Origin of the sequence: Rhodanobacter geophilus, from assembly GCF_040812275.1 — a bacterium.
GTDB lineage: Bacteria > Pseudomonadota > Gammaproteobacteria > Xanthomonadales > Rhodanobacteraceae > Rhodanobacter_A > Rhodanobacter_A geophilus.
The window spans coordinates 86718-108000 of record NZ_JBFOHL010000005.1; the positions used below are offsets into that span (position 1 = coordinate 86718).

A 21283-nucleotide genomic window follows, 5' to 3' on the forward strand; every position below is an offset into this window, starting at 1 on the left:
GTCACCATGGCGGCAGTCGGCGCAACTGGTGCGCCTGGCGGTCGATGAAGGTCTGCGCGGGGTCGATGCCCTTGCTCTTCAGCGCGTGGCTGCGTACCGCCGCCTCGACCAGCACGGCGATGTTGCGGCCGGGAGCCACCGGTATCGTGATCATCGGCACCCTGACGTCGAACACCTCGCGGTGGCCGATGTCGCCGGTGAGGCGGGTCAGCGCGTCGATGTCCTCGCCCTCGCGCAGCGGTTTCAGGTGGATCACCAGGCGCAGGTACTTGGACGGCTTCACCGACATGTGGCCGAACATCTCGCGCACGTTGAGCACGCCCAGGCCGCGCACCTCCAGCAGGTCCTGCAGCAGTTCGGGGCAACTGCCGTCGATCACGTCCGGTGCGATCAGGGTGAACTCGGTGGCGTCGTCGGCGACCAGGCGGTGGCCGCGGCTGATCAGTTCCAGCGCCAGCTCGCTCTTGCCGGCGCCGGCCTCGCCGGTGATCAGCACGCCGATCGAGAACACTTCCAGGAACACGCCGTGCAGGGTGGTCTTCGCGGCCAGCTGGCGCGCCAGGTGGTATTGCAGGAAGGTCAGCAGCTCGTGGCCGCGCTTGGAGCTTACCCACAGCGGGGTGTCGGTTTCCTCGGCCACCTCGCGCAGGTCCGGGGGCACCGGCTGGTCCTTGGTGACGATCAGGGCCACCGGCTTGCTGGCGGCGATCTTGTGGATCGCCTCCCAGCGCTGGCGCGAATCGAGTCCATCGAGGAAGTTCAGCTCTTCCGTGCCGATGATCTGGATCTTGTTCGGATAGATGACGTTGAGGTAGCCGATCAGCGAAGGCCGGCGCGCCTGGGCCGCACCGGGTTCCAGCGCGCGCGACTCGCCGCGCATGCCGGCCAGCCAGCGCAGCGCCATGCGTTCGTTGACGCCGTCGTAGAGTTGTCGTGCGGTGAGCCGGTCCAAGCCTTCGATCCCTTGCGTGCGCCGCCCGCGGGTCTCGCGGCGGCGTGGGAGCATTGTGCCCGCTTGGGCGCAGGGCGTGTTTCGAGGGGCTTGCGGGCCGCCCGGCGCCGGGCGGCCCGCAGCGAAGGTGTCAGCCGTACTGGCGTTCCTCGCGCACGGCGCGCTGGTGCTTGTCGGCGATCTTCTCGCGATGGCGGCGCAGCTGGTTGACCAGCTTGTCGAACAGCATGTCGATGGAGGCGTACATGTCGGCCTCGGCGGCTTCGGCGTGCAGGGTGGCACCGGTGACGCCGAGCGTGGCTTCCGCACGATGCTGCAGCTTGTCCACCGAGAGCACCACGGCAAGGCTGATCAACTTGTCATCGAGGCGATGGAGGCGGTCGAGCCTGGATTCGACGTGCGCGCGCAGCGCGGGGGTGACTTCGATCTGCTGGCCGCTGAGTTGGAATTGCATGGTACGCCTCCTCTGGTGGTGCAGTGCCGCGTTTCGCGGCGGGATGGACACGCTGCGGGCCGAGGCCCGCGGCGCGTCGTCGATCATCCTTCGCTACAGGTAATGGGAGCGTTTTCCCGGCAGGCAAGTTCCCCGTTCAGACTATGCGCTGGCGTTCGCTGGAACTGGGGATGCGCAAGCCTTCGCGGTACTTGGCCACGGTGCGGCGGGCGACCTGGATGCCCCTGCCCTTCAGCTCCTCCGCCAGCGCCTGGTCGGACAGCGGCTTGCGCGGGTCTTCCGCCTCGATCAGCTTGCGCAGCATGGCCTGGATCGCGGTGGCCGAGGCGCTGCCGCCGTCCTCGGTGGAGACGCCGCTGGAGAAGAAATATTTCAGCTCGAAAGTGCCGCGCGGCGTGTGCAGGTACTTGCGCGTGGTGACGCGCGAGATGGTGGATTCGTGCATGCCCACCTCCTCGGCCACCTCGCGCAGCACCAGCGGGTGCATCGCCTCGGGGCCGTAGTCGAGGAAGGCGCTCTGCCGCCGCACGATGGCGCCGGCCACCTTGAGCAGGGTCTCGGCGCGCGATTCCAGGCTCTTCAGCAGCCAGCGTGCCTCCTGCAGCTGGCCCTTCATCCAGCTGGCGTCGTCGCCACGGGCGCGGGCGATCAGGTTGCAGTAGTGCTGGTTCAGGCCCAGCCGCGGCTGGGCGTCCGGATTCAGGCGCACCTGCCAGCGGCCACCGTCGCGCACCGCGTAGACGTCCGGCGCCACGTATTCCACCGGGGTGCTGTCCAGCGCCGCGCCGGGGCGCGGGTCGAGGCTGCGGATCAGCGCGGCGGCGGCGGCCACCTCGTCCTCGCTTGCGCGCAGCTTGCGCGCCAGCTTCGCGATGTCGTTGCGCGCCAGCAGTTCCAGTTCGCCGTCGACGATGGCGAGCGCCAGCCCGCGCTGCGGGGTGGCGGCGTCGAACTGCTCCAGCTGGCTGTGCAGGCAGTCGCGCAGGTCCAGGCTGGCCACGCCCAGCGGGTCGAAGCCCTGCAGCTGGCGTCGCACCGCCTCGATCTCGTCCAGGTCGGCAGCCAGGTTGGCCGGCAACGCCGTACGCACCGCCTCGATGCCGTCGGCGAGATAGCCGTCGGCGTTCAGCGCGTCGATCAGCACGGTGGCGATCGCGGTCTGGCGCGGATTGAAGCCGGCCAGGTTGAGCTGCCACAGCAGGTGCTGCTGCAGGGTTTCGGGCGCGACGTTCTGCGGCTCGAAGTCCTCGTCGCCGCGCGTGGCGCCGCTGTTGCCGCTGCCGTTGGAAAAATCGATCGGGGTCTCGACGCTGCCGCCGCCGTCGTCGGCCCATTCGGCGACATCGTCGCCGTCGACACTGCGGTCGGCGGCGGCCTCGGCGGGGCCGGGCACCTGCAGGTAGTCGGTTTCCGGCGCGGCTTCGTCGGCGGCGGTTTCGTCCTCGCTCTCGTCGGCGAACTCCAGCAGCGGGTTGCCTTCGGCGAGCTGCCGCAGTTCGGCCTCCAGCTCCAGTTGCGACAGCTGCAGCAGGCGGATGGCCAGCTGCAGCTGCGGCGTCAGGGTGAGCTGTTGATGGAGGCGGAACTGGAGTGCGGGTTTCATGCCGGCCGGCTGCTTGGACTGGGGCCCATCCTACCCGCAGCCGGCGGGGGCGGCCATAGCCGTGCACCCCCCGCGCAGCCGCCGTCACAGCCTGAATTCGCGGCCCAGATAGACCTCGCGCACCTTCTCGTCGGCGAGGATGTGGGCGGGCGTGCCGCGCGACAGCACCTCGCCGTCGTTGAGGATGTAGGCACGGTCGCAGATGCCCAGCGTCTCGCGCACGTTGTGGTCGGTGATCAGCACGCCGATGCCGCGTTCCTTGAGGTGGCGCACGATGCGCTGGATCTCGCCCACCGAGATCGGGTCGACGCCGGCGAACGGCTCGTCCAGCAGCATGTAGCGCGGGTTGGCGGCCAGCGCGCGGGCGATTTCCACGCGGCGGCGTTCGCCGCCGGACAGGCTGATGCCCTTCTGGCCGGCGATGTGGGCGATCTTCAGCTCGTCCAGCAGGCTTTCCAGCTCGGCGTCGCGTTGCTGCGCGCCGAGTCCCTCGCGCAGCTCCAGCACGGCCATGATGTTGTCCGCCACGCTGAGCCGGCGGAACACCGAGGCCTCCTGCGGCAGGTAGCCGATGCCCAGGCGGGCGCGCAGGTGCATCGGCAGGCCGGTGATGTCCTGCTTGTCCAGCTTGATCGTGCCGGCGTCGGCCTCGATCAGGCCCACCACCATGTAGAAGCAGGTGGTCTTGCCGGCGCCGTTGGGGCCGAGCAGGCCCACCACTTCTCCCTCGCGGATGGAGAAGCCGAAATCGCGCACCACCTGCCGCGCCTTGAAACTCTTCTGCAGACCTTCGGCCGAGAGCATCGGTTACGGCTGCTTCTGGGCGGGAGACGGGGCGCTGACGGCCGCGGCCGGCGCCTTCGCCGGCGCAGACTTGGTGGTTTCCGGCTTCGGCTTGGGCAGGAAAGTCATGTGCACTCGTCCATCGCCGTTGCTGTCACCAGTTATGTAGGCGGTCTGCGTGTTGTAGGTGAGCTTGTCGCCATGCGCCTCGCCGCGGCCTTGTTGATGCACTACGGCGTTGCCGGTCAGTACGGCGATGCCGTTGATGTTGTCGTAGTCGAGCTGGGCCGCGTCACCGGTCATCAGGTTGCCGCTGTCGTCGAGTTCCTGGATGTGCGCCGGATTACCGGTCACCACCACGCGGCTGACCTGCTGGTCGGCATCGAAATGGATCTTGGCCAGGTTGCCGGTCACCTTCATGGTGCCCTGGGTAATCACCACGTGACCGTTCAACGTGGTGATGCTGTTGGGTGCATTGAAGCCGCTGAATGAGTCGGCGTGTTCGACATTCATCGGCTGGTTGCGGTCATCCTTCTTTGCCAAGGCTGGCTGCAAGACGAGAAGGCCGAGCAGAACTAGGCTGAGCCGGAGCATTCCGCTTGTGCGGGATGAGAACGCCGTGGACGTCATGGAGCAACTCCAGGTGATTGTCGTTGAGGCTGGCACGCATGCCGGTCCCGTTCATTCTACTGTCGCCCTGCGTCATCTGCGCCGGCGCGTCGGTCATCATGCGGTTTTCCTTAGGCCACACAGTGGTGTCTGAGGTGACCAGGTCGACTGGCGCATTGTCGGCGTAGCCGGGGCGGTGCATGGTCACCGGCCCCTGCAGCTTGATGAGGGTGCCGCTCTTGTCGACCCAGCCGTACAGCGAATGGCCATGCCAGTCCGGTACGCCGGGCTTCCTGGCGGAGATGTCGAATACCGGCGAATTGATGTACAGCGTCTCGTCTTCGTCGCGGCGGTCCAGGTGCGGCGCCTGCATGCGGAAGGCCAGCCGGCCTTCGGGGTTGTAGGACCACATCCTGGCGTTGTAGAGGACGTAGCCCGAGCGCGGCGGACCCACGAAGTCGTTCGGTTTCGTCGGCGGCCCCATCCACCACAGCAGCAGCTGGGCGAAGCCGCCCGCCAGCGCGACCAGCACGATCGCGCTGGCCAGTTTGCGGTCGCGCAGCCAGCGGCGCAGGCGCGTGATCACTTCCAGCGCTCCCGTTCCGCCGCATCCCGGCCCTGCGCGTGCAGGATCAGGTCGCAGGCCTCGCGCGCCGCGCCCATGCCGCCGGGCAGGCGGGTCTGCCAGTGCGCGGCCTCCGCCACCCACGGGTGGGCGTTGGCCACCGCCACGACGAGGCCGGCGATGCGCATGGCCGGCAGGTCGGGCAGGTCGTCGCCGACGAAGGCGGCCTGCTCGGGCGTGAGGTTGAGCGCTTCCAGCAGGTCCTCGAGGCAGGCGCGCTTGTCGCCCTGGCCCTGGTAGACGTGGGCGATCTCCAGCTCCTCGGCGCGCAGCGCCACCGGATGGCTGATCCGCGCGGTGATCAGCGCCACCTGCACGCCGTTCGCCTGCAGCCGCTTCAGGCCCAGGCCGTCGTGCACGTGGAACACCTTGGTCTCGTGGCCGGCCTCGCTGTACCACAGGCGGCCGTCGGTGAGCGTGCCGTCCACGTCGAACGCGGCCACGCGGATCTTCGCGGCGCGGGCGAGGAGGTCGGCGGGGATGTTGGAGAGGTAGTTAGTGGGCACGGGCTGTGGTTTTGGTGGAGCCAAGGTCAAGAGCGGCTTGCCTGATTTGTCTGATGCGGCAAGCCGTATCAGACGACACGCGCACGGAGCAGATCGTGAATGTTCAGCGCGCCGACCACGCGCCGCTCCTCGTCCACCACCAGCAGGGCGTGGATCTGGTGTTTTTCCATCAGTTGCGCCGCCTCGGCCGCCAGCTTGTCCGGGCCGATGGTCTTGGGACCGCGGGTCATCAGCTCGGCCACGGTGGCGCCGCGCAGGTTCACGTCCTCGTCGTCCAGCGCGCGGCGCAGGTCGCCGTCGGTGAACACGCCGAGCAGGCGGTCTTCGGCGTCCACCACGGCGGTCATGCCCAGGTGCTTGCGGGTCATCTCCACCAGCGCGGCGGTGAGGCTGGCCTCGGGCGGCACGCGCGGCACGTTGTCGCCGGCGTGCATCACGTCGCTGATCCGCAGCAGCAGGCGGCGGCCCAGGCTGCCGGCCGGATGCGAGCGGGCGAAGTCGTCCGAGGTGAAGCCGCGCGCCTCCAGCAGGGCGATCGCCAGCGCGTCGCCCAGCACCAGTGCCGCGGTGGTGCTGGTGGTGGGGGCCAGGCCCAGCGGGCAGGCCTCGTTGCTGATGCTGCCGTCCAGGTGCACGTCGGCCTGGCCGGCCAGCGAGGAGCCGGGTTTGCCGGTGAGCGCGATCAGCGGGATGCCCTGGCGCTTGATCATCGGCAGGATGAACAGCAGCTCGTCGGTCTCGCCGGAATAGGACAGCGCCAGCACCACGTCGTCGGGCTGGATCATGCCGAGGTCGCCGTGGCTGGCCTCGCCCGGGTGCACGAAGAACGCCGGGGTGCCGGTGGAGGCGAGGGTGGCGGCGATCTTGCGCGCCACGTGGCCGGACTTGCCCATGCCGGTGACCACCACGCGGCCGCGGCAGGCCAGGAGCAGCCGGCACGCCTCGACGAACGCGGCGCCGATGCGCGGCTCCAGTTCGGCGATCGCCGCCGCCTCGGTGGCGATCACCGCGCGGGCGCTGCGCACGATGGCGTCAGGCTGCGGTTCGATGGCGGCGTGCGGGGCGGGGCGAGGGTTCATGTCGGCTCGGTGCGGGGTGTCGGGGTGCCGTGACGGGATCGCTGTCGTTTCTGGGACAGGGGATTTCCATTACCATGGCACATTCGCATTTTAACGTCACAAGCCGACGCAGTGCCGATTCCGGCCGTGTCAGCTGCCCCTTTCCGTGGAAGCCCGATGGACCCAGCACGCATCCAGACCCTGATCGAAACCGGACTGCCCGGAGCGCAGGCCGAGGTCAGCGGCGACGATGGCGTGCATTTCGAGGCCACCGTGGTCGCCAGCCAGTTCGCCGGCAAGCTGCCGCTGGCGCGGCACCGGCTGGTCTACGCCACGCTGGGCGAACTGATGGGCGGCGCGATCCACGCGCTGGCATTGAAGACGCTGACCCCCGAGGAAGCCGCGGCGCGCCAAGGGTGATGTCATGACATCCCGGCACCCATGCCGGCTCTTTACTTGCGCTCAATGGCGGAGCGCACCAGTTAGGACCACAAGATGGCCAAGATCCTGATCAATGGCGGCGTGCCGCTCCAGGGCGAGGTGGGCATTTCCGGCGCGAAGAACGCCGTGCTGCCGATCCTCGCCGCCTGCCTGCTGGCCGACGCACCGGTGAGCATCGGCAACGTGCCGCACCTGCACGACGTCACCACCTTCATCGAACTGCTCGGCCAGATGGGCGTGCAGCTGGTGCTGGACGACCGCATGAAGATCCACGTCGATCCGCGCACCACCAGTACCTGCATCGCGCCTTACGACCTGGTGCGCACCATGCGCGCCTCGATCCTGGTGCTGGGCCCGCTGGTGGCGCGCTTCGGCCAGGCCGAGGTGTCGCTGCCCGGCGGCTGCGCGATCGGTTCGCGCCCGGTGGACCAGCACATCCGCGGCCTGCAGGCGCTGGGCGCCGAGATCAGCGTGGAGAACGGCTACATCAAGGCGCGCGCGAAGCGGCTCAAGGGTGCGCGCATCGTGATGGACATGGTCACCGTCACCGGCACCGAGAACATCATGATGGCCGCCACGCTGGCCGAGGGCACCACGGTGATCGAGAACGCGGCGCAGGAGCCCGAGGTGGTGGATCTCGCGCATTGCCTGATGGCGATGGGCGCGCAGATCGAGGGCGTGGGCACCTCCACGCTGGTGATCCACGGCGTGGGCCGCCTGCACGGCACCGACTACCAGGTGCTGCCCGACCGCATCGAGACCGGCACCTTCCTGGTCGGCGCCGCGATGACCGGCGGCAAGGTGCGCGCCCGCGGCGCCCGTGCCAGCACGATGGATGCGGTGCTGGCCAAGCTGGAGGAGTCCGGCGCGCACATCTCCAGCGGCGACGACTGGATCGAGCTGGATATGGGTGGGCGCCGGCCGAAGGCGGTCAACATCACCACCGCGCCGTACCCCGCGTTCCCCACCGACATGCAGGCCCAGTTCACCGCGCTCAACTGCGTGGCCGAGGGCACCGGCGTCATCACCGAAACGGTGTTCGAGAACCGCTTCATGCACGCCCACGAACTGCAGCGCCTCGGCGCCGACATCCACCTGGAAGGCAATACCGCGGTGATCCAGGGCGTGCAGCAGATGAGCGGCGCGCCGATCATGGCCACCGACCTGCGCGCCTCGGCCTGCCTGGTGCTGGCCGGCCTGGTCGCGCAGGGCGACACCACGGTGGACCGCGTGTACCACATCGACCGCGGCTACGAGAACATCGAGGAAAAGCTCGGCACGCTGGGCGCGCGGATCCGCCGCTTGCCCAACTGAGCGGTTCGCCGCAGACTGCCCTCCGTTGTGCAACGGAGGGCAGGGCATGGCGTACTACTGGCGGATAGAGAGTATCCCGGAGCTGTGTGACCTGGTGCCGGGAGACAGGCGCAAATGGTGGCGAGAGGCGATTGCGGAGAGCCGCAGTGGTCGCGACATGGCGATCAGGCTGGGCGTGTTCTTTTGTGTCATTTTCGGCGCGAGCACGGTCGCCGACTGGTACGGCTATAGCAGCGGCCCGGTCCATTGGGCTTCCATCGGTTGTGCAGTTGCATTGACCTCTTGGGTACTGGAGGTCGTGCTTGAGCAGCCACGGGCCCGTCGCTGGCTGCGGGTGAACCTCGTCAGGCAGATGGCTCGGGAAAAGAAACTGGCTGCGGTCTGATGCCTGTTCACCGGCCGGTTACGGCTGCGAATAGCGCACCAGCTCCAGCGTCAGGTTGCCGCCGTCCTTCTGGGCGATCTTCACCGGCACCGGATATTTCGCCGGCACGTACCACGCGTTGAAGTCGCGGTCCTGGTCGGTGCGATCCACGCGCACGGCATCGAACGAGCCGGCGGGGACGCTGACCTTTTCGTTGGCGCCGACCTGGAAAGTCTGCGTTTCGATGTTCTGCCTGCCGCCGACCGGGAAAGTGGCGCCCTTCGCGCCGTCGCGCAGCGCCACACCCAGTGCCAGCGGCAAGGTGTTGCGCTCCACCATGCCTGCCTGCGCGGGATAGCTGTGGTGCCTGCCGTTGTCGTCCACCTGCACGGTGTTGCCCTGCACGGCGAGTTCGCGGTTCTTCGGCTTGAACGCGGAGGCCATCGCGTACTTGTACGAAATGGCCTGCGGCACCCTGCCGACCCATGCGAAGCGCGACACTTCCGACGTGCTCGCGCCCAGCGCCGCGGCGAGGCCGGAGGTGCCGACGATCTTGTCGGTGTATTCGTACTGGCCGTTGCCGGCCGGCTTCAGCGTGAGCGTGGCATTCCCCAGCGGCTCGCCACCCTGCAGCACGCGGTAGGTGGCGGTGAAGGACTGCGGCACGCTGGCGGCGAGAGCCGCGGCGGCGGGCAGGGCGAGGGCCATGGCAAGGCCGGTGCGGAGAAGGGCGGTCTTCATGCCGCCGACTATAAGGTGTGCGCCTGAATGCTGCGCGACCCTGCGTTTCTACGACAGCTGTTCCAGCGAAAGGGGGGATTCGACCGGCTGGCCGTCGAATACCGCCTTGCCGTTCCAGCGCAGGCGACCGCTGGCGATCGCGCCGACCACGGCGGGCAGCAACCTGTGTTCTTCCGCCAGCAGGCGTTCCGCAAGCGTGGCTTCGGTATCGCTGGCGCCGACCGGGATGCGTGCCTGCGCCACCACCGGGCCGCCGTCCAGTTCGGCGGTGACGTAGTGGACGCTGGCGCCGTGTTCGGCGTCGCCGGCTTCGAGGCAGCGGCGGTGCGTGTGCAGGCCGGGGTACTTCGGCAGCAGCGAGGGGTGGATGTTGATGGCGCGGCCTTCCCACTCGGCCACCACGGCGGCATCGATCACGCGCATGAAGCCGGCCAGCACCAGCAGTTCGGCACCGCTGGCCGCGAGGCGGGCAAACAGTTCGCGGTCGAAGGCCGGGCGATCGGGAAAGCTTTTGGGGTTCAGCGCCAAGGTGGGAATGCCGGCGTCCTCAGCCAGCCTCAGCGCGCCGGCGGAAGCCTTGTCGCTGCCTACCAGCACGAACTCCACCGGAAGCTTGCCGGCATCGCGGGCGGCGATCAGCGCGGCGAGATTGCTGCCGCGGCCGGAGGCGAGTACGGCGATGCGCAAGGGAGGGGTCATGGGCAAAGGATTTTGCTCGTCATTCCGGTGAAGGCCGGAATCCAGTCAAGGGATGCGTGCGAAGCACACAAAATCTGTTTCGTGTGTTTCGCACGATGTATTTCACTGGATTCCGGCCTTCGCCGGAATGACGTTGTGGCAAGTTGGGTGGAAGTGGCCGAGTGGGCAGGCATCAGCCGATATGGACGCGCTCGTCGCCCACCGCCTTCACCACTTCGCCGATCATGCGGCTGGCCAACCCGTGCTTCGCCAGCAGGGCCGAAGCCGCAGCCACCGCAGCCTGCGGCAGGATCACGGTGAAGCCCACGCCGCAGTTGAAGGTGCGCCACATTTCCTCGCGCGCCACCTTGCCTTCGCGCTGCAGCCAGTCGAACACCGGCGGCAGCGCGATGCTGGCGGCGTCCAGTGCGAGGCCGAGGCCGTCGGGCACCACGCGGATGATGTTTTCCCTGAGGCCGCCGCCGGTGATGTGGGCCATGCCGTGGACGGGAATTTTTGAGGAGTCCGCACAGGGATGCGCGGGGTTTTGCGAGGAACCCGCAGACGAACCCTGCACGGCGAGCAGCTCCAGCATCGGCTTCACGTAGATCGTGGTGGGCGCCATCAGCGCGTCGACCAGCCGCACGCCGCCCACGTCGAGATCCAGCGGGCTGCCGGCGCGTTCGAGGATCTTGCGGATCAGCGAATAGCCGTTGGAATGCGGACCGCTGGAAGCCACGCCCAGCACCACGTCGCCGGCCACGATGCCGTCGCCGCCGAGCAGCGCGGCCTTCTCCACCACGCCCACGGTGAAGCCGGCGAGGTCGTATTCGCCCGGCGGGTACATGTCGGGCATCTCGGCGGTCTCGCCGCCGATCAGGGCGCAGCCGGCCAGTTCGCAGCCCCTGGCGATGCCGCCCACCACGGCGGCGGCGGTGTCCACGTCCAGCTTGCCGGTGGCGAAGTAGTCGAGGAAGAACAGCGGCTCGGCGCCCTGCACCAGCACGTCGTTCACGCACATGCCCACCAGGTCGATGCCGATGGTGTCGTGGCGATTCAGCTGCTGGGCGAGCTTGAGCTTGGTGCCCACGCCGTCGGTGCCGGAGACCAGTACCGGCTCCTTGTACTTGCCGCCGAGGTTGAACAGGCCGCCGAAGCCGCCCAGCCCGCCCATCACCTCGGGGCGGCTGGTGCGCTTGACCAGCGGCTTGATGCGTTCGACCAGGGCATTGCCGGCGTCGATGTCGACGCCGGCGGCGCGGTAGGTGAGGGCGTCGGACATGGCGGGAACCGGCGGTGGGAAACGCGCAATTCTAGCGCATGCGGGGTGCCCCCGGTGGTCGCCGGGACCGGGTGGCGTCCCGGTTCCGTGGCCGCCGGCATGGACGCCGGAAGGGCGATTGGGCAGACTTCTACGGTATTCCCCGCGAAGTGTCACGCCGATGCGCCTGTCCCCGATGCGTCTGGTCCGCCTGTTCTCCGTCGTCCTGCTGCTGGGTTTCGCCGCGCTGCCGCCGCTGCACGCGCAGAGCGCCTCGCCGTATTCGGTGACGGTGCCGGTACCCGACACCAGCGATACCCAGCGCAACGACGCCTTCGCCACCGCGCTCGGCCAGGTGCTGGTGCGGGTGGCCGGCGGCCAGGACCTGCGCGACAAGGCGGGTTACGACGACGCGCTGAAGAATGCCGCCGCCCTGGTGCTCCACTTCCAGTACGCGCGTGCCGCCACCGGCATGAGCCTGCAGGTGGACTTCGCGCCGGGCGCGGTGCGCCACCTGGTCGGCTCGCTCGGCGTGACAGGCAACGTGGGCGCCAGGCCGCCGGTGTTGCTGATGGTGCGCGGCAGCGATGGCCAGCTGCTGGACAAGACGGCGCTGGCTGGCCTTGCCGCCGCGGCCGCCGCGCGCGGGTATGGCGTAGCCTATGTCGATCCCGCGAACGCGCCTGATCCGGCCAAGGTGGATGCCGCCGATCCCGCCACGCTGGTGGCGATCAACCAGCAGTACCACACCGGCCTGGTGCTGCTCGGCAGCCTGCACGACGGCAGCGCCGACTGGACCCTGGTGTCCGGCGGCAAGGCGCAGCGCTGGACCGACAAGGCCGCCGCCGAGGACGCGCTGCTGACCCATGCCGGCAACGGCGTGGTCGACCGCATCGGCAGGCAGCTCAACGTGATCGGCGCCACGGTCAGCAACGAGAAGCTGTGGGTGAGCGGGCTGGGCAGCGCGATGGACTACGCCGGCCTGCTCAACGTGCTGGGCGCCGATCCCTCGGTGCGCAGCGTCGCCACCCTGGGCGCGGAGAACGACGGCATGCTGTTCGAGGTGAAGGCGGCGATGCCGGCCGACGCGCTGGCCGCGAACCTTGCCGCCAGCGGGCGGTTGATCCGCGCGCCCGCGCACCCGGGCACGGATGCCAGCCTGCGCTGGCTGCACTGAGGCATGGCTGTGCGCGACGCCGCACGCGACAACGCCGTCATTCCCGCGGGAGCGGGAACGCGGCGGCCTGCCTGTCCAGCGGCCGGGAGACACTGGCCTCCCGCTTTCGCGGGGATGACGAGCGAAAGCGCCGTGTGCCACGGGGGCCTGCCTTGAACCACGACACCCACCGCCGCTGGCAGCTGCTGGCGATCCTTGCGGTCATCGGCTTCCTGCTGTGGCGGTTGTCGCCGATGCTGATGCCGTTCGTGGTGGCGGCGATGCTGGCGTATCTCGGCGATCCGCTGGCCGACCGGCTGGAGCGCTACGGCCTGGGGCGCACGCTGGCGGTGAGCATCGTGTTCCTGGTGCTGGTGCTGCTGCTGGGCGGCGCGCTGCTGCTGCTGATCCCGCTGATCTCGCACCAGATCGAGAACCTGATCCAGAACGTGCCGCGCTACGTGGACTGGGCCGAACACACCGCCTGGCCGTGGCTGCAGGCGAAGCTGCACCTCGATCCGCGCACCTTCGACAGCGACCGGCTGATCGCCACGCTCAAGGAGCACATCGGCTCGGTCGGCGGCATCGCCGGCCAGGTGCTGGGCAAGGTCTCGCGCTCGGGCCTGGGCGTGGTGCTGTGGCTTACCAACCTGGTGTTGATCCCGGTGGTGGCGTTCTACCTGCTGCGCGACTGGGATCGGCTGGTGGCGGCGATCGACCGCCTGCTGCCGCGTTCGATCGAACCCACCATCGCCCACCTCGCGCGCGAGTCGGACGCGGTGCTCGGCGCCTTCGTGCGTGGCCAGTTGCTGGTGATGCTGGCGCTGGGCGTGTACTACGGCGGCGCGTTGTCGCTGGTGGCGGGACTGTCGGTAGGCGCGCTGATCGGCATGATCGCGGGCCTGCTCAGCTTCGTGCCCTATCTCGGCTTCATCACCGGCTTCGGCGCCGCGCTGATCGCCGCGCTGGTGCAGTACGGCGACTGGAGCCACGTGCTGATCGTCTGCGGCGTGTTCGTGGTCGGCCAGCTGCTGGAAGGCTACGTGCTGGTGCCCAAGCTGGTGGGCGAGAAGATCGGCCTGCACCCGGTGGCGGTGATTTTCGCGGTGCTGGCCGGCGGCGAGCTGTTCGGCTTCCTCGGCGTGCTGCTCGCGCTGCCGGCCGCCTCGGTGGTGGTGGTGCTGCTGCGCTACCTGATGGAGCGCTACCGGCGTAGCGATCTGTATACCGAGGAGGGCGAGGCCGATCCCGCCATCCCCGACGAGGCGACCGAGGTGGACGTCACGGTGAGCACCGCCGCCGGCACGGTGGAAACCGAGACGGTGATCGAAACGCCGCCGCACGAGCCGCCCGCTAAGCCATGATCCCGCAACTGCCGCTCGCCCTGCGCTGGCCGCGCCGCCAGCGCTTCGGACATTTCCATGCCGGCGCCAATGCCGCCGCGCTGGCCGCGGTCGAGGCGCTGGCATGCGAACCCGGCGCGCCGTGGCTGTACCTGCATGGTCCTGCCGGCAGCGGCAAGAGCCATCTGCTGATGGCCGCCTGCCAGGCCGCCGGCGAAGCGGGCCGCGGCGTGCAATACCTGCCACTGGCGAGTATCGCCGACCGTGCCACCGCGATCCGCGGCGTGGCCGGCGGCGCGCTGCTGGCACTCGACGACCTGGGCGCCATCGCCGGCGAGCGCGAGGCCGAGCACGCGCTGTTCGACCTCTACAACCGCGCAAAAGCGGAAGGCGCGGCCCTGCTGTTCGCCGCCGAGGCGGCGCCTGCGCAACTGGCTCTCAGCTTGCCCGACCTGCGCTCTCGCCTGGGCGCCTGCACGCAATTCGCGCTGAAGCCGCTGGACGACGCCGAGCGCCGCGAAGTGCTCAAGGCCCAGGCCGGTCTGCGCGGCATCGAGCTGGATGAGGGCGTGCTGGACTGGCTGTTTGCCCGCCACACCCGTGACCTTGGCGCGCTGCTCGACCTGCTCGACAAGCTGGATCAGGCCTCGCTCGCGGCGCAGCGGCGGGTGACGATTCCGTTTCTGCGCGGGCTGCTGAAATAGCCGGAAAGGTCAAGCGAAGACGATGGTGGATTTCCCCTGCCCGACATCCGGTTCGGCAGCGACGAGAAGGAAATTCTCGTGCGCAAGATCAAGCTCTGCTTCACGGAAGAGCTGAAGCAGGACATCGGCCGCTTCGACGCCGAGTTCCTGCTGGATTTCTTCGCCGGCGAGATCGGCGGTTACTTCTACAACCGCGGCTGTATGACGCTCAGGCCATCCTCTCCAGCAAGATGGACGAGCTGGGCGAGGCGATCTGCCAGTTGGAGCAGCCGACCGAATGCCGGCGGCGGGGCCACGTTTGCGGCAAGGATTTTCTTGCTGAGTTCGCCGTGCGAGCGGGAAGATGGATCGCGCGAACCGCGACGGAGACTCTCCCGTGTCATGGATTCAAGCCAGCCAGCTTGCCTTTGCGTTTCTCCTGCCTGCAGGCGTTGCCCATCCGCCCTATGCGGCCGCGCACCCGGCGGCCTATGCGGGAATCTACGTCATCCATGTGTGCCATGGCCCATGCACCGCGGCGACGCCTGATTTCAAGGGAACGCTGGTGTTGTTCGAGCACCCGATACGGAATGCGCAGGGGCGGCTTTTCCGCGCCGAACTCGACACGCAATATGCCAACGGCTGCTTCGTCTGGTCGAATGCAACGGGGGGCCCGTTTGGCAACGACCGGCGCGGTTTCTTCTCGTGGGCGTTGCTTGATGGTGCTGCCGATCTTGAGCTTGTGCGTTCGCCAGATGGTGGCTATGGAGTACGCATGCAACTGACGCCGAAAGGTCTGCGCGGTGAAGCTGCGGCCTGGGTTGATCCAGGCACGGCAGGCGCGGGGCACGCGGCTCAAGATCAATTGGTTGCTGAGCGTGTGGGTGAGCCCGATATCGCCGCCTGCGCCTCGTCGCCCTGACGGGCGGTTCCAGTCAGGCGGTCAAGCCTTCAGCAACTCCGGCGTCGCACATGCGCCGATCGCATCGGTCATCGCCTTCGCCACGTTGAGGTTGCCGGCGATGATATTGCCGCTTGCGGGGATGCCGTCGCGGCCGGCGAAGTCGCCGTAGCGGCCGCCTGCCTCGTGCACCAGCAGGACGCCGGCGGCCATGTCCCAGGGCTTGAGGCCGATCTCGAAGTAGCCGTCGTAGCGGCCGGCGGCGGTGTAGGCGAGGTCGAGCGCGGCGGAGCCGGAGCGGCGGATGTCCTCGGCCTGGCCGAGCAGGGCGCGGGTCATCGCGAGCTGGGCGTCGAGGTGGGCGCGCTGGCGGTAGGGGAATCCGGTGGCGATCATCGCGCCGCCGAGGTTCTCGCGCTTGCCGACGCGGATGCGGGTGGGGCCGGTGCCCTTGTCGAGATACGCGCCGTCGCCCTTGCTGGCGGTGAACAGCTCGCCGCGCAGCGGGTCGAACACCACGCCGTAGACCGGCACGCCCTTGTCCAGCAGGGCGATGGACACGCTGAAATGCGGGATGCCGCGCAGGTAGTTGTGGGTGCCGTCGAGCGGGTCGATCACCCAGGTGAGCGGGCTCTTCTTGCCGCTGGCGCCACCTTCCTCGGCGAGGATGCCGTGGTCGGGGTAGGCGCGGCGCAGTTCCTTGACGATCTCGGCCTCGGCCAGCTTGTCGACCTCGGAGGCGAAGTCCATGCGCTGCTTCTCGACGACGGCGAGGCCGTCGATGCGGTTCATGTAGCGCAGGATCACGTTGCCGGCGGCGCGCGCGGCGCGCACCGCGATGGTGATGGCGGGTCGGGTCATGGCTTCGGCTGTCGAAAGAACGGGTTGCGGCCGGCGATTCTAGCAGAGGTGCGGCGGCAGGGCGGGTTGGTGGCCCGTCATTCCGGCGAAGGCCGGAATCCAGTACTGAAAAGTGGCGCGTAGCGCTCCACTCTAGGCTTTGCGTGCTGCGCGGGATGACCGGCTTCGCTGTTGCAAGGCAGCTCCGGCCTTCGCCGGAATGACAGCGGGGGTTCGACTATCCTTGGCAACCCTGTTTCGCACCCTCGTATCCATGAACCCTGCCGCCGACCTTGCCTCCCTGTTCCGCTTCGTGCTGGTGCGCACCTCGCATCCGGGCAACATCGGCGGCGCGGCGCGGGCGATCCGCACCATGGGCTTCACCCGGCTGGAACTGGTGGCGCCGCAGCGCTTTCCCGACCGCGAGGCGGATGCGCTGGCGGCGAACGCGGTACAGGTGCTGGCCGAGGCCGGCGTGCATGAGACGCTGGTCGATGGCCTGGCCGGGGCGAGCTTCGCGCTGGGCCTGTCCGCGCGACGGCGCGGGGTGAACCTGCCGGAGCTGTCGCCGCGCGAGGGTGCGCGGCAGGCGCTGGCCGCCGCCGCGCGCGGCGGGCAGGTGGCGCTGGTGTTCGGCAACGAGCGCACCGGGCTGGAGAACGAGGAGCTGGCGACCTGCCACGCGATGGTGCGCATCCCCAGCGTGGACGATTTCAGCTCGCTGAACCTGGCGCAGGCGGTGCAGGTGATGGCCTACGAACTGCGCCTGGCGCTGCTGGGCGACGAGTTGCCCGCGGCGCCGCCCGAGCACGACGAACCACCCGCGGACGCGGCGCAGATGGAGCGCTTCTACGCACACCTGGCCGAGACGCTGGACGACATCGACTTCCACAAGGGCCGCTCGCCCGAGACGATCATGTTGCGCCTGCGCAAGCTGTTCCAGCGCGCCCAGCCCGACCAGCGCGAACTGCGCGTGCTGCACGGCATCCTCGCCGACGCGCAGCGGATGGCGATGCTGGCGCGGTCCGCGCCAGCATCGCCGCGATCCACGGCGGGATCGCCCGTCAATCAGGCTGGGCCTGATTGACGGAGTCCCATCCGGCCTTGGCCGGATGGGGCGAGCTCTGGAAAGGGCAGGATGCCCTTTCCAGAGCATCAGCACGGGCTGTTGATTTACGGTCTTTGGTGCGGAGGCGCTACCCCTCCGCCTCGTCCCCGTTTTCCTGCGGCGGCGTGCGGGTGACCAGCAGCTTGTCGATGCGCGCGCCGTCCAGGTCCACCACCTCGAAGCGGATGCCCTGCCAGGCGAACACCTCGCCGACCTGCGGGATGTGGCCGAGCGCGGCCATCACCATGCCGGCGGCGGTGCGGAAGTCGTGCTCGTTCTCGCCGGGCAGGCGGTCGAGCTGCAGCAGCTCGCGCAGATCGTCGTTGGCCAGGCTGCCGTCGACCAGCCAGCTGCCGTCGGCGCGCTGCACGATGGGGGCGTCCGCGGCGGCGTCGCCGTGGCCGAGCTGGCTGGCGCCGACCACGGCGGCGAGCAGGTCGTTGACGGTGACCAGGCCCTCGATGTCGCCGTACTCGTCCACCACCAGGGCCAGCGGGGTTTCCGCGTCGCGGAATTCCTCCAGCAGGTCCAGCGCACGCGCGGTCGCGGGCACGTACAGCGGCTTGGCGAGGTGGTCGAACAGTTGCGGGCGGCCCTCGGCGAAGGATTGCAGCAGGCGCTTCACCTCGACCACGCCCACCACCTCGCTCTCGTCGCCGCGGTATACCGGATAGCGCGAGTACGGCGTCTGCCGCAGCACTTCCACGTTCTCCTCGCGCGGCGCGGCCATGTCCAGCCAGGCGATGCGCACGCGCGGCGTCATCACGCTGTCCACGCTGCGGTCGCCCAGGCGCAGCACGCGGTTGACCATGTTGTGCTCGTCCGCGTCCAGCACGCCCTGCTCGGCGCTTTCGGCCACCAGCAGGCGGATTTCCTCTTCGGTGGCGGCAGCGTGGCTGTGGCCGCGCACGCCGAGTGCGCGCAGCAGCAGGTTGCTGGCGGCATTGAGCAGCCACACGAACGGCGCGGTGGCGCGCGACAGCAGCAGCATGGGAATGGCGACGATGGCGGACACCTTCTCGGGTGCCGACAACGCGAGGCGCTTGGGCACCAGTTCGCCCACCACGATCTGGATGAAGGAGATCAGCACGAAGCCCAGCACCACGCCGATGATGCGCGCATAGGGCTCCAGCCACGCGGCGTGGCCGCCGTGCAGCAGCGCGGCGATGTGCGCGCCCAGCGCATCGCCGGCCACCGCGCCGGTGACCAGCATCAGCAGGGTGATGCCGACCTGGATGGTGGAGAGGAAATATTCCGGCTTCTCGGCATGCCGCAGCGCCACCGCGGCGCGCCGGCTGCTGCGCGCCATCTGCTTCAGGCGGCTCTTGCGCGAGGCGACCAGGGCCATCTCGGACAGCGCGAAGAAGCCGTTGCACAGGGCAAGCACGAGGACGAGCGCGATTTCGGTCAGCATCGCGGGGATTGCGGGGAGGGACGCATGGCTGGAGTGTAGCGGCAGCGCCGTGCGGCGCTCCACGCCGGCGGAGGCCCGGGCGACGCAAGTGCCTGATCGCGCTGGAGGATGCGCGCGTCTCCGGCTGGCGCATGGCGCGGGCGAAGCCATCCCCGTGCTGCGATGCGGTGTAACTGTCCTGTAACATCCACGCCATTCGACCCTCAGGCGCGACCCGCATGTTTTCATTGCAGACGATCTTCGGCAAAGGCGACAAGTTCTACGGCCTGCTGGAGCAGAGCGCCGAGGCGGCGCACGAGAGCGCCAAGGCGCTGCACGCGCTGGTCACCCAGGCCGACCACGCGCCGGTGATGGCCGCGTTCGCCGCCACCCGTGCGCGCGAGAAGTCGCTGGCTGCGCAGATCAGCGAGGAGCTGGTCAACACCTTCGTCACCGCGCTGGACCGTGAGGACATCGAGGCGCTGAACTCGGCGCTGTACAAGATTCCGAAATCGGTGGAGAAGTTCGCCGAGCGCTACGAGATCGTGGCGGTGCGCCTGGCGGGCGTGGACTTCGGCCAGCGCGCGCTGGTGCTGGAGCGCTCCACCGAAGTGGTGGCCGAGATGATCGGCGAGCTGCGCCGCGGCCTGCGCATCGACCCGGTGAAGAAGCTGCAGGATCGCCTGCAGGCGCTGGAGTCGGAGGGCGACCGCATGCTGCTGGCGCCGTACCGCACGCTCTATGTGGAAGGCAACGACGCGATGAAGGCGATGCTGGCGAAGGATCTGTTCGAGCTGATCGAGAAGGCGATCGACAAGTGCCGCGACGTCGGCAACATCGTCTACTCGATCGTGCTGAAGAACTCATGAGCCTCGGACTGGTCGTGGTGGTGGTGGCGATCGCGCTCGCCTTCACCTACATCAACGGATTTCACGACACCGCCAACTCGATCGCCACCGTGGTGGCGACCAAGGTGCTGACGCCTGGCCAGGCGGTGTTGCTGGCCGCGGTGACCAACCTGATCGGCGCGCTGTGGGGCACCGCGGTGGCGGCCACCATCGCCGCCGGCATCGTCAACACCGGCGTGGTCGAGGCCGGACCGCAGCTGCTGATCTGCGCGCTGCTGGCGGCGATCGTGTGGAACCTCATCACCTGGTGGCTGGGCCTGCCATCCAGTTCCAGCCATGCCCTGGTGGGCGCACTGGTGGGCGCGGCGATCGCCGCCGCGGGTGGCCACTTCGACGCGGTGATCTGGGCGCAGGGCGGTATGCACTGGTGGCTGGGCAAGGGCGTGATCCCCAAGGTGGTGGTGCCGATGGTGCTGTCGCCGTTCGCGGGCCTGGTGCTCGGCTTCCTGCTGATGGGCGGGCTGTATGCGCTGCTGGCGTGGTTTTCGCGCCGCCGGAACTGGCTGCGCCTGCTCGGCCGCACGCCCTTCGTCAACAGCTTCTTCGGCAAGGCGCAGATCGCCTCGGCCAGCGCGATGGGCCTGGCGCACGGCATGAACGACGCGCAGAAGAGCATGGGCATCATCGCGCTGGCGCTGGCCAGCGCCACCGCGGCGGGGCAGTTCGACCACCTGCCGGCATGGCTGCACTTCCTGCGCATCAACGGTTCGGAGCACGGCGGCTTCGTGGTGCCGGCCTGGGTGGCGGTGGTGTGCGCGCTGACCATGGCCGGCGGCACCGCCGGCGGCGGCTGGCGCATCATCAAGACGCTGGGCCACAAGATGGTGAAGCTGCATCCGATCAACGGCTTCGCCGCCGAGGGCAGCTCGGCCATCGTGATCCTCGTCGCCTCGGCGTTCGGCCTGCCGGTGTCCACCACCCACGTGGTGTCCTCGGCGATCATGGGCGTGGGCTCGGCCAAGCGCTCCAATGCCATCAAGTGGTCGGTGGTGGAACGCATGGTGTGGGCGTGGATCCTTACCCTGCCGGTCACCGCGTTGATCGCCTGGTGCTTCGTCGAGGTGGCGCGGCTGTGGGGCTGAGCCAGACCGCAGCAAACCGGCGATGTCACCGCTTGCGCGGGCGCGATGCCTTTTCCGCGTTGCCTGCTGGCTAGAACGCGTCGCTGCCATTGGCGACCAGCTGTTCGAGCTGGTCGCCGAGGGTGCCAAGTTCGACGATCACCCGATGGAGTTCACCCTCGTCGAGCAGCTCGTAGGGCCGGTTCTCGCACAGGTGCAGGTAGGGCGCGCCGTCCAGGTCGGCCACGGCGAGGAAGCCGCAGCGCTGCGCCCAGTTGAAGCGCAGGCAACGCTGCGGATCGGTGCCGGCGAGCGGGCCGATCGGGGTGGAGATGCGCAGGTAGCGGCGGCCGGACTCCGTCTCCAGCTCGGCCAGGTAGATGCCCTGGTGGCGGCCATGCGGCAAGCTCAGGTCGAAGCTGATCAGGTAGGGATCGTTCTGGCGCAGCCCGTGCAGGCTGCCCAGATGGGAACGCACGGCTTCGAAGTGGTGCATGGGAC

Annotated in this window: 24 protein-coding genes and 1 pseudogene; 11 read left to right on the plus strand and 14 right to left on the minus strand. The window is 68.8% G+C overall.

What is annotated here, in order from left to right; all coding sequences use genetic code 11:
• Position 1: 1 nt before the first annotated feature.
• The 8 genes from hprK to ABQJ56_RS07040 form a co-directional block, all read right to left on the minus strand.
• Positions 2–952: an HPr(Ser) kinase/phosphatase gene (gene hprK / locus ABQJ56_RS07005; protein WP_367844284.1), complete on the minus strand. Its 951-nt coding sequence runs from the start codon at positions 950–952 to the stop codon at positions 2–4.
• Positions 953–1082: 130 nt separating this feature from the next.
• The gene (gene hpf / locus ABQJ56_RS07010) at positions 1083–1406 is read right to left on the minus strand and encodes a ribosome hibernation-promoting factor, HPF/YfiA family (protein ID WP_367844285.1); all 324 of its coding nucleotides are present in this window, start codon (positions 1404–1406) and stop codon (positions 1083–1085) included.
• Positions 1407–1542: 136 nt separating this feature from the next.
• Complete coding sequence (locus tag ABQJ56_RS07015; RefSeq protein WP_367844286.1) at positions 1543–3009, minus strand: RNA polymerase factor sigma-54; 1467 nt, start codon at positions 3007–3009, stop codon at positions 1543–1545.
• Between the two features lie 84 nt (positions 3010–3093).
• Positions 3094–3813 (minus strand): LPS export ABC transporter ATP-binding protein, encoded by a 720-nt coding sequence (lptB, locus tag ABQJ56_RS07020; RefSeq protein ID WP_367844287.1) that lies wholly within the window; start codon positions 3811–3813, stop codon positions 3094–3096.
• A 3-nt stretch (positions 3814–3816) separates the two neighbouring features.
• Positions 3817–4335, minus strand: a complete 519-nt coding sequence (lptA, locus tag ABQJ56_RS07025; protein ID WP_437343402.1) for a lipopolysaccharide transport periplasmic protein LptA — start codon at positions 4333–4335, stop codon at positions 3817–3819.
• Positions 4319–4987 (minus strand): LPS export ABC transporter periplasmic protein LptC, encoded by a 669-nt coding sequence (gene lptC / locus ABQJ56_RS07030; RefSeq protein WP_367844289.1) that lies wholly within the window; start codon positions 4985–4987, stop codon positions 4319–4321. The genes lptA and lptC overlap by 17 nt, the downstream gene beginning before the upstream one ends.
• Positions 4984–5532: a KdsC family phosphatase gene (locus ABQJ56_RS07035; protein WP_367844290.1), complete on the minus strand. Its 549-nt coding sequence runs from the start codon at positions 5530–5532 to the stop codon at positions 4984–4986. The genes lptC and ABQJ56_RS07035 overlap by 4 nt, the downstream gene beginning before the upstream one ends.
• Positions 5533–5600: 68 nt before the next feature.
• Complete coding sequence (locus tag ABQJ56_RS07040) at positions 5601–6611, minus strand: KpsF/GutQ family sugar-phosphate isomerase (protein ID WP_367844291.1); 1011 nt, start codon at positions 6609–6611, stop codon at positions 5601–5603.
• Between the two features lie 156 nt (positions 6612–6767).
• On the opposite strand from ABQJ56_RS07040, the gene ABQJ56_RS07045 reads away from it, so the two are divergent.
• From ABQJ56_RS07045 to ABQJ56_RS07055, 3 genes are all read left to right on the plus strand, one after another.
• Positions 6768–7010 (plus strand): BolA family protein, encoded by a 243-nt coding sequence (locus ABQJ56_RS07045; RefSeq protein ID WP_367844292.1) that lies wholly within the window; start codon positions 6768–6770, stop codon positions 7008–7010.
• A gap of 75 nt (positions 7011–7085) precedes the next feature.
• On the plus strand, positions 7086–8345 hold the full coding sequence (murA, locus tag ABQJ56_RS07050) for a UDP-N-acetylglucosamine 1-carboxyvinyltransferase (RefSeq protein WP_367844293.1): 1260 nt from the start codon (positions 7086–7088) through the stop codon (positions 8343–8345).
• Positions 8346–8391: 46 nt separating this feature from the next.
• Entirely contained in the window at positions 8392–8730 is a 339-nt protein-coding gene (locus ABQJ56_RS07055; RefSeq protein WP_367844294.1) for a hypothetical protein, read from the plus strand.
• 18 nt (positions 8731–8748) lie between these two features.
• On the opposite strand, the gene ABQJ56_RS07060 is transcribed toward ABQJ56_RS07055, so the two are convergent.
• From ABQJ56_RS07060 to purM, 3 genes are all read right to left on the minus strand, one after another.
• Positions 8749–9417: a DUF3108 domain-containing protein gene (locus ABQJ56_RS07060; RefSeq protein WP_367844295.1), complete on the minus strand. Its 669-nt coding sequence runs from the start codon at positions 9415–9417 to the stop codon at positions 8749–8751.
• Between the two features lie 81 nt (positions 9418–9498).
• Entirely contained in the window at positions 9499–10149 is a 651-nt protein-coding gene (gene purN, locus ABQJ56_RS07065; RefSeq protein WP_367844296.1) for a phosphoribosylglycinamide formyltransferase, read from the minus strand.
• A 172-nt stretch (positions 10150–10321) separates the two neighbouring features.
• Positions 10322–11410 (minus strand): phosphoribosylformylglycinamidine cyclo-ligase, encoded by a 1089-nt coding sequence (gene purM / locus ABQJ56_RS07070; protein ID WP_367844297.1) that lies wholly within the window; start codon positions 11408–11410, stop codon positions 10322–10324.
• Between the two features lie 175 nt (positions 11411–11585).
• On the opposite strand from purM, the gene ABQJ56_RS07075 reads away from it, so the two are divergent.
• The 5 genes and pseudogenes from ABQJ56_RS07075 (at position 11586) to ABQJ56_RS07095 (ending at position 15493) form a co-directional block, all read left to right on the plus strand.
• Positions 11586–12566 (plus strand): DUF8605 domain-containing protein, encoded by a 981-nt coding sequence (locus ABQJ56_RS07075; RefSeq protein ID WP_367844298.1) that lies wholly within the window; start codon positions 11586–11588, stop codon positions 12564–12566.
• A 152-nt stretch (positions 12567–12718) separates the two neighbouring features.
• Complete coding sequence (locus ABQJ56_RS07080; protein WP_367844299.1) at positions 12719–13909, plus strand: AI-2E family transporter; 1191 nt, start codon at positions 12719–12721, stop codon at positions 13907–13909.
• Positions 13906–14592 carry a DnaA regulatory inactivator Hda gene (gene hda / locus ABQJ56_RS07085; protein ID WP_367844300.1) on the plus strand — a complete coding sequence of 229 codons (687 nt, stop codon included), beginning with the start codon at positions 13906–13908 and terminating at the stop codon, positions 14590–14592. The genes ABQJ56_RS07080 and hda overlap by 4 nt, the downstream gene beginning before the upstream one ends.
• Before the next feature lie 78 nt (positions 14593–14670).
• A pseudogene (locus ABQJ56_RS07090) lies at positions 14671–14730 on the plus strand (DUF2164 domain-containing protein); the annotation flags it as partial.
• 205 nt (positions 14731–14935) lie between these two features.
• On the plus strand, positions 14936–15493 hold the full coding sequence (locus ABQJ56_RS07095) for a hypothetical protein (protein ID WP_367844429.1): 558 nt from the start codon (positions 14936–14938) through the stop codon (positions 15491–15493).
• A gap of 21 nt (positions 15494–15514) precedes the next feature.
• Here ABQJ56_RS07095 and ABQJ56_RS07100 read toward each other — a convergent pair whose 3' ends face one another.
• Positions 15515–16333, minus strand: coding sequence for an inositol monophosphatase family protein (locus ABQJ56_RS07100; protein ID WP_367844301.1), 819 nt, complete (start codon positions 16331–16333; stop codon positions 15515–15517).
• Positions 16334–16586: 253 nt separating this feature from the next.
• On the opposite strand from ABQJ56_RS07100, the gene ABQJ56_RS07105 reads away from it, so the two are divergent.
• On the plus strand, positions 16587–17399 hold the full coding sequence (locus ABQJ56_RS07105; RefSeq protein WP_367844302.1) for an RNA methyltransferase: 813 nt from the start codon (positions 16587–16589) through the stop codon (positions 17397–17399).
• Positions 17400–17508: 109 nt separating this feature from the next.
• Here ABQJ56_RS07105 and ABQJ56_RS07110 read toward each other — a convergent pair whose 3' ends face one another.
• Positions 17509–18834 carry a hemolysin family protein gene (locus ABQJ56_RS07110; RefSeq protein ID WP_367844303.1) on the minus strand — a complete coding sequence of 442 codons (1326 nt, stop codon included), beginning with the start codon at positions 18832–18834 and terminating at the stop codon, positions 17509–17511.
• Between the two features lie 218 nt (positions 18835–19052).
• Between ABQJ56_RS07110 and ABQJ56_RS07115 the strand changes: the two genes are divergently transcribed.
• Both ABQJ56_RS07115 and ABQJ56_RS07120 read left to right on the plus strand, forming a co-directional pair.
• Entirely contained in the window at positions 19053–19682 is a 630-nt protein-coding gene (locus ABQJ56_RS07115) for a DUF47 domain-containing protein (protein WP_367844304.1), read from the plus strand.
• Positions 19679–20803, plus strand: a complete 1125-nt coding sequence (locus tag ABQJ56_RS07120; protein WP_367844305.1) for an inorganic phosphate transporter — start codon at positions 19679–19681, stop codon at positions 20801–20803. Before ABQJ56_RS07115 ends, ABQJ56_RS07120 begins: the two co-directional genes overlap by 4 nt.
• A 70-nt stretch (positions 20804–20873) precedes the next feature.
• Here the strand turns inward: ABQJ56_RS07120 and ABQJ56_RS07125 are convergent, their stop codons facing one another.
• On the minus strand, positions 20874–21278 hold the full coding sequence (locus tag ABQJ56_RS07125) for a hypothetical protein (protein WP_367844306.1): 405 nt from the start codon (positions 21276–21278) through the stop codon (positions 20874–20876).
• Positions 21279–21283: the final 5 nt, after the last annotated feature.

Excerpts from the sequence above, each read along its gene's own strand:
- hpf (WP_367844285.1), bottom strand. The coding sequence starts at position 1,406 with ATGCAATTCCAACTCAGCGGCCAGCAGATCGAAGTCACCCCCGCGCTG.
- ABQJ56_RS07015 (WP_367844286.1), bottom strand. The coding sequence starts at position 3,009 with ATGAAACCCGCACTCCAGTTCCGCCTCCATCAACAGCTCACCCTGACG.
- lptB (WP_367844287.1), bottom strand. The coding sequence starts at position 3,813 with ATGCTCTCGGCCGAAGGTCTGCAGAAGAGTTTCAAGGCGCGGCAGGTG.
- ABQJ56_RS07040 (WP_367844291.1), bottom strand. The coding sequence starts at position 6,611 with ATGAACCCTCGCCCCGCCCCGCACGCCGCCATCGAACCGCAGCCTGAC.
- ABQJ56_RS07045 (WP_367844292.1), top strand. The coding sequence starts at position 6,768 with ATGGACCCAGCACGCATCCAGACCCTGATCGAAACCGGACTGCCCGGA.
- murA (WP_367844293.1), top strand. The coding sequence starts at position 7,086 with ATGGCCAAGATCCTGATCAATGGCGGCGTGCCGCTCCAGGGCGAGGTG.
- ABQJ56_RS07055 (WP_367844294.1), top strand. The coding sequence starts at position 8,392 with ATGGCGTACTACTGGCGGATAGAGAGTATCCCGGAGCTGTGTGACCTG.
- ABQJ56_RS07060 (WP_367844295.1), bottom strand. The coding sequence starts at position 9,417 with ATGGCCCTCGCCCTGCCCGCCGCCGCGGCTCTCGCCGCCAGCGTGCCG.
- purN (WP_367844296.1), bottom strand. The coding sequence starts at position 10,149 with ATGACCCCTCCCTTGCGCATCGCCGTACTCGCCTCCGGCCGCGGCAGC.
- purM (WP_367844297.1), bottom strand. The coding sequence starts at position 11,410 with ATGTCCGACGCCCTCACCTACCGCGCCGCCGGCGTCGACATCGACGCC.
- ABQJ56_RS07075 (WP_367844298.1), top strand. The coding sequence starts at position 11,586 with ATGCGTCTGGTCCGCCTGTTCTCCGTCGTCCTGCTGCTGGGTTTCGCC.
- hda (WP_367844300.1), top strand. The coding sequence starts at position 13,906 with ATGATCCCGCAACTGCCGCTCGCCCTGCGCTGGCCGCGCCGCCAGCGC.
- ABQJ56_RS07095 (WP_367844429.1), top strand. The coding sequence starts at position 14,936 with ATGGATCGCGCGAACCGCGACGGAGACTCTCCCGTGTCATGGATTCAA.
- ABQJ56_RS07100 (WP_367844301.1), bottom strand. The coding sequence starts at position 16,333 with ATGACCCGACCCGCCATCACCATCGCGGTGCGCGCCGCGCGCGCCGCC.
- ABQJ56_RS07105 (WP_367844302.1), top strand. The coding sequence starts at position 16,587 with ATGAACCCTGCCGCCGACCTTGCCTCCCTGTTCCGCTTCGTGCTGGTG.
- ABQJ56_RS07110 (WP_367844303.1), bottom strand. The coding sequence starts at position 18,834 with ATGCTGACCGAAATCGCGCTCGTCCTCGTGCTTGCCCTGTGCAACGGC.
- ABQJ56_RS07115 (WP_367844304.1), top strand. The coding sequence starts at position 19,053 with ATGTTTTCATTGCAGACGATCTTCGGCAAAGGCGACAAGTTCTACGGC.
- ABQJ56_RS07120 (WP_367844305.1), top strand. The coding sequence starts at position 19,679 with ATGAGCCTCGGACTGGTCGTGGTGGTGGTGGCGATCGCGCTCGCCTTC.
- ABQJ56_RS07125 (WP_367844306.1), bottom strand. The coding sequence starts at position 21,278 with ATGCACCACTTCGAAGCCGTGCGTTCCCATCTGGGCAGCCTGCACGGG.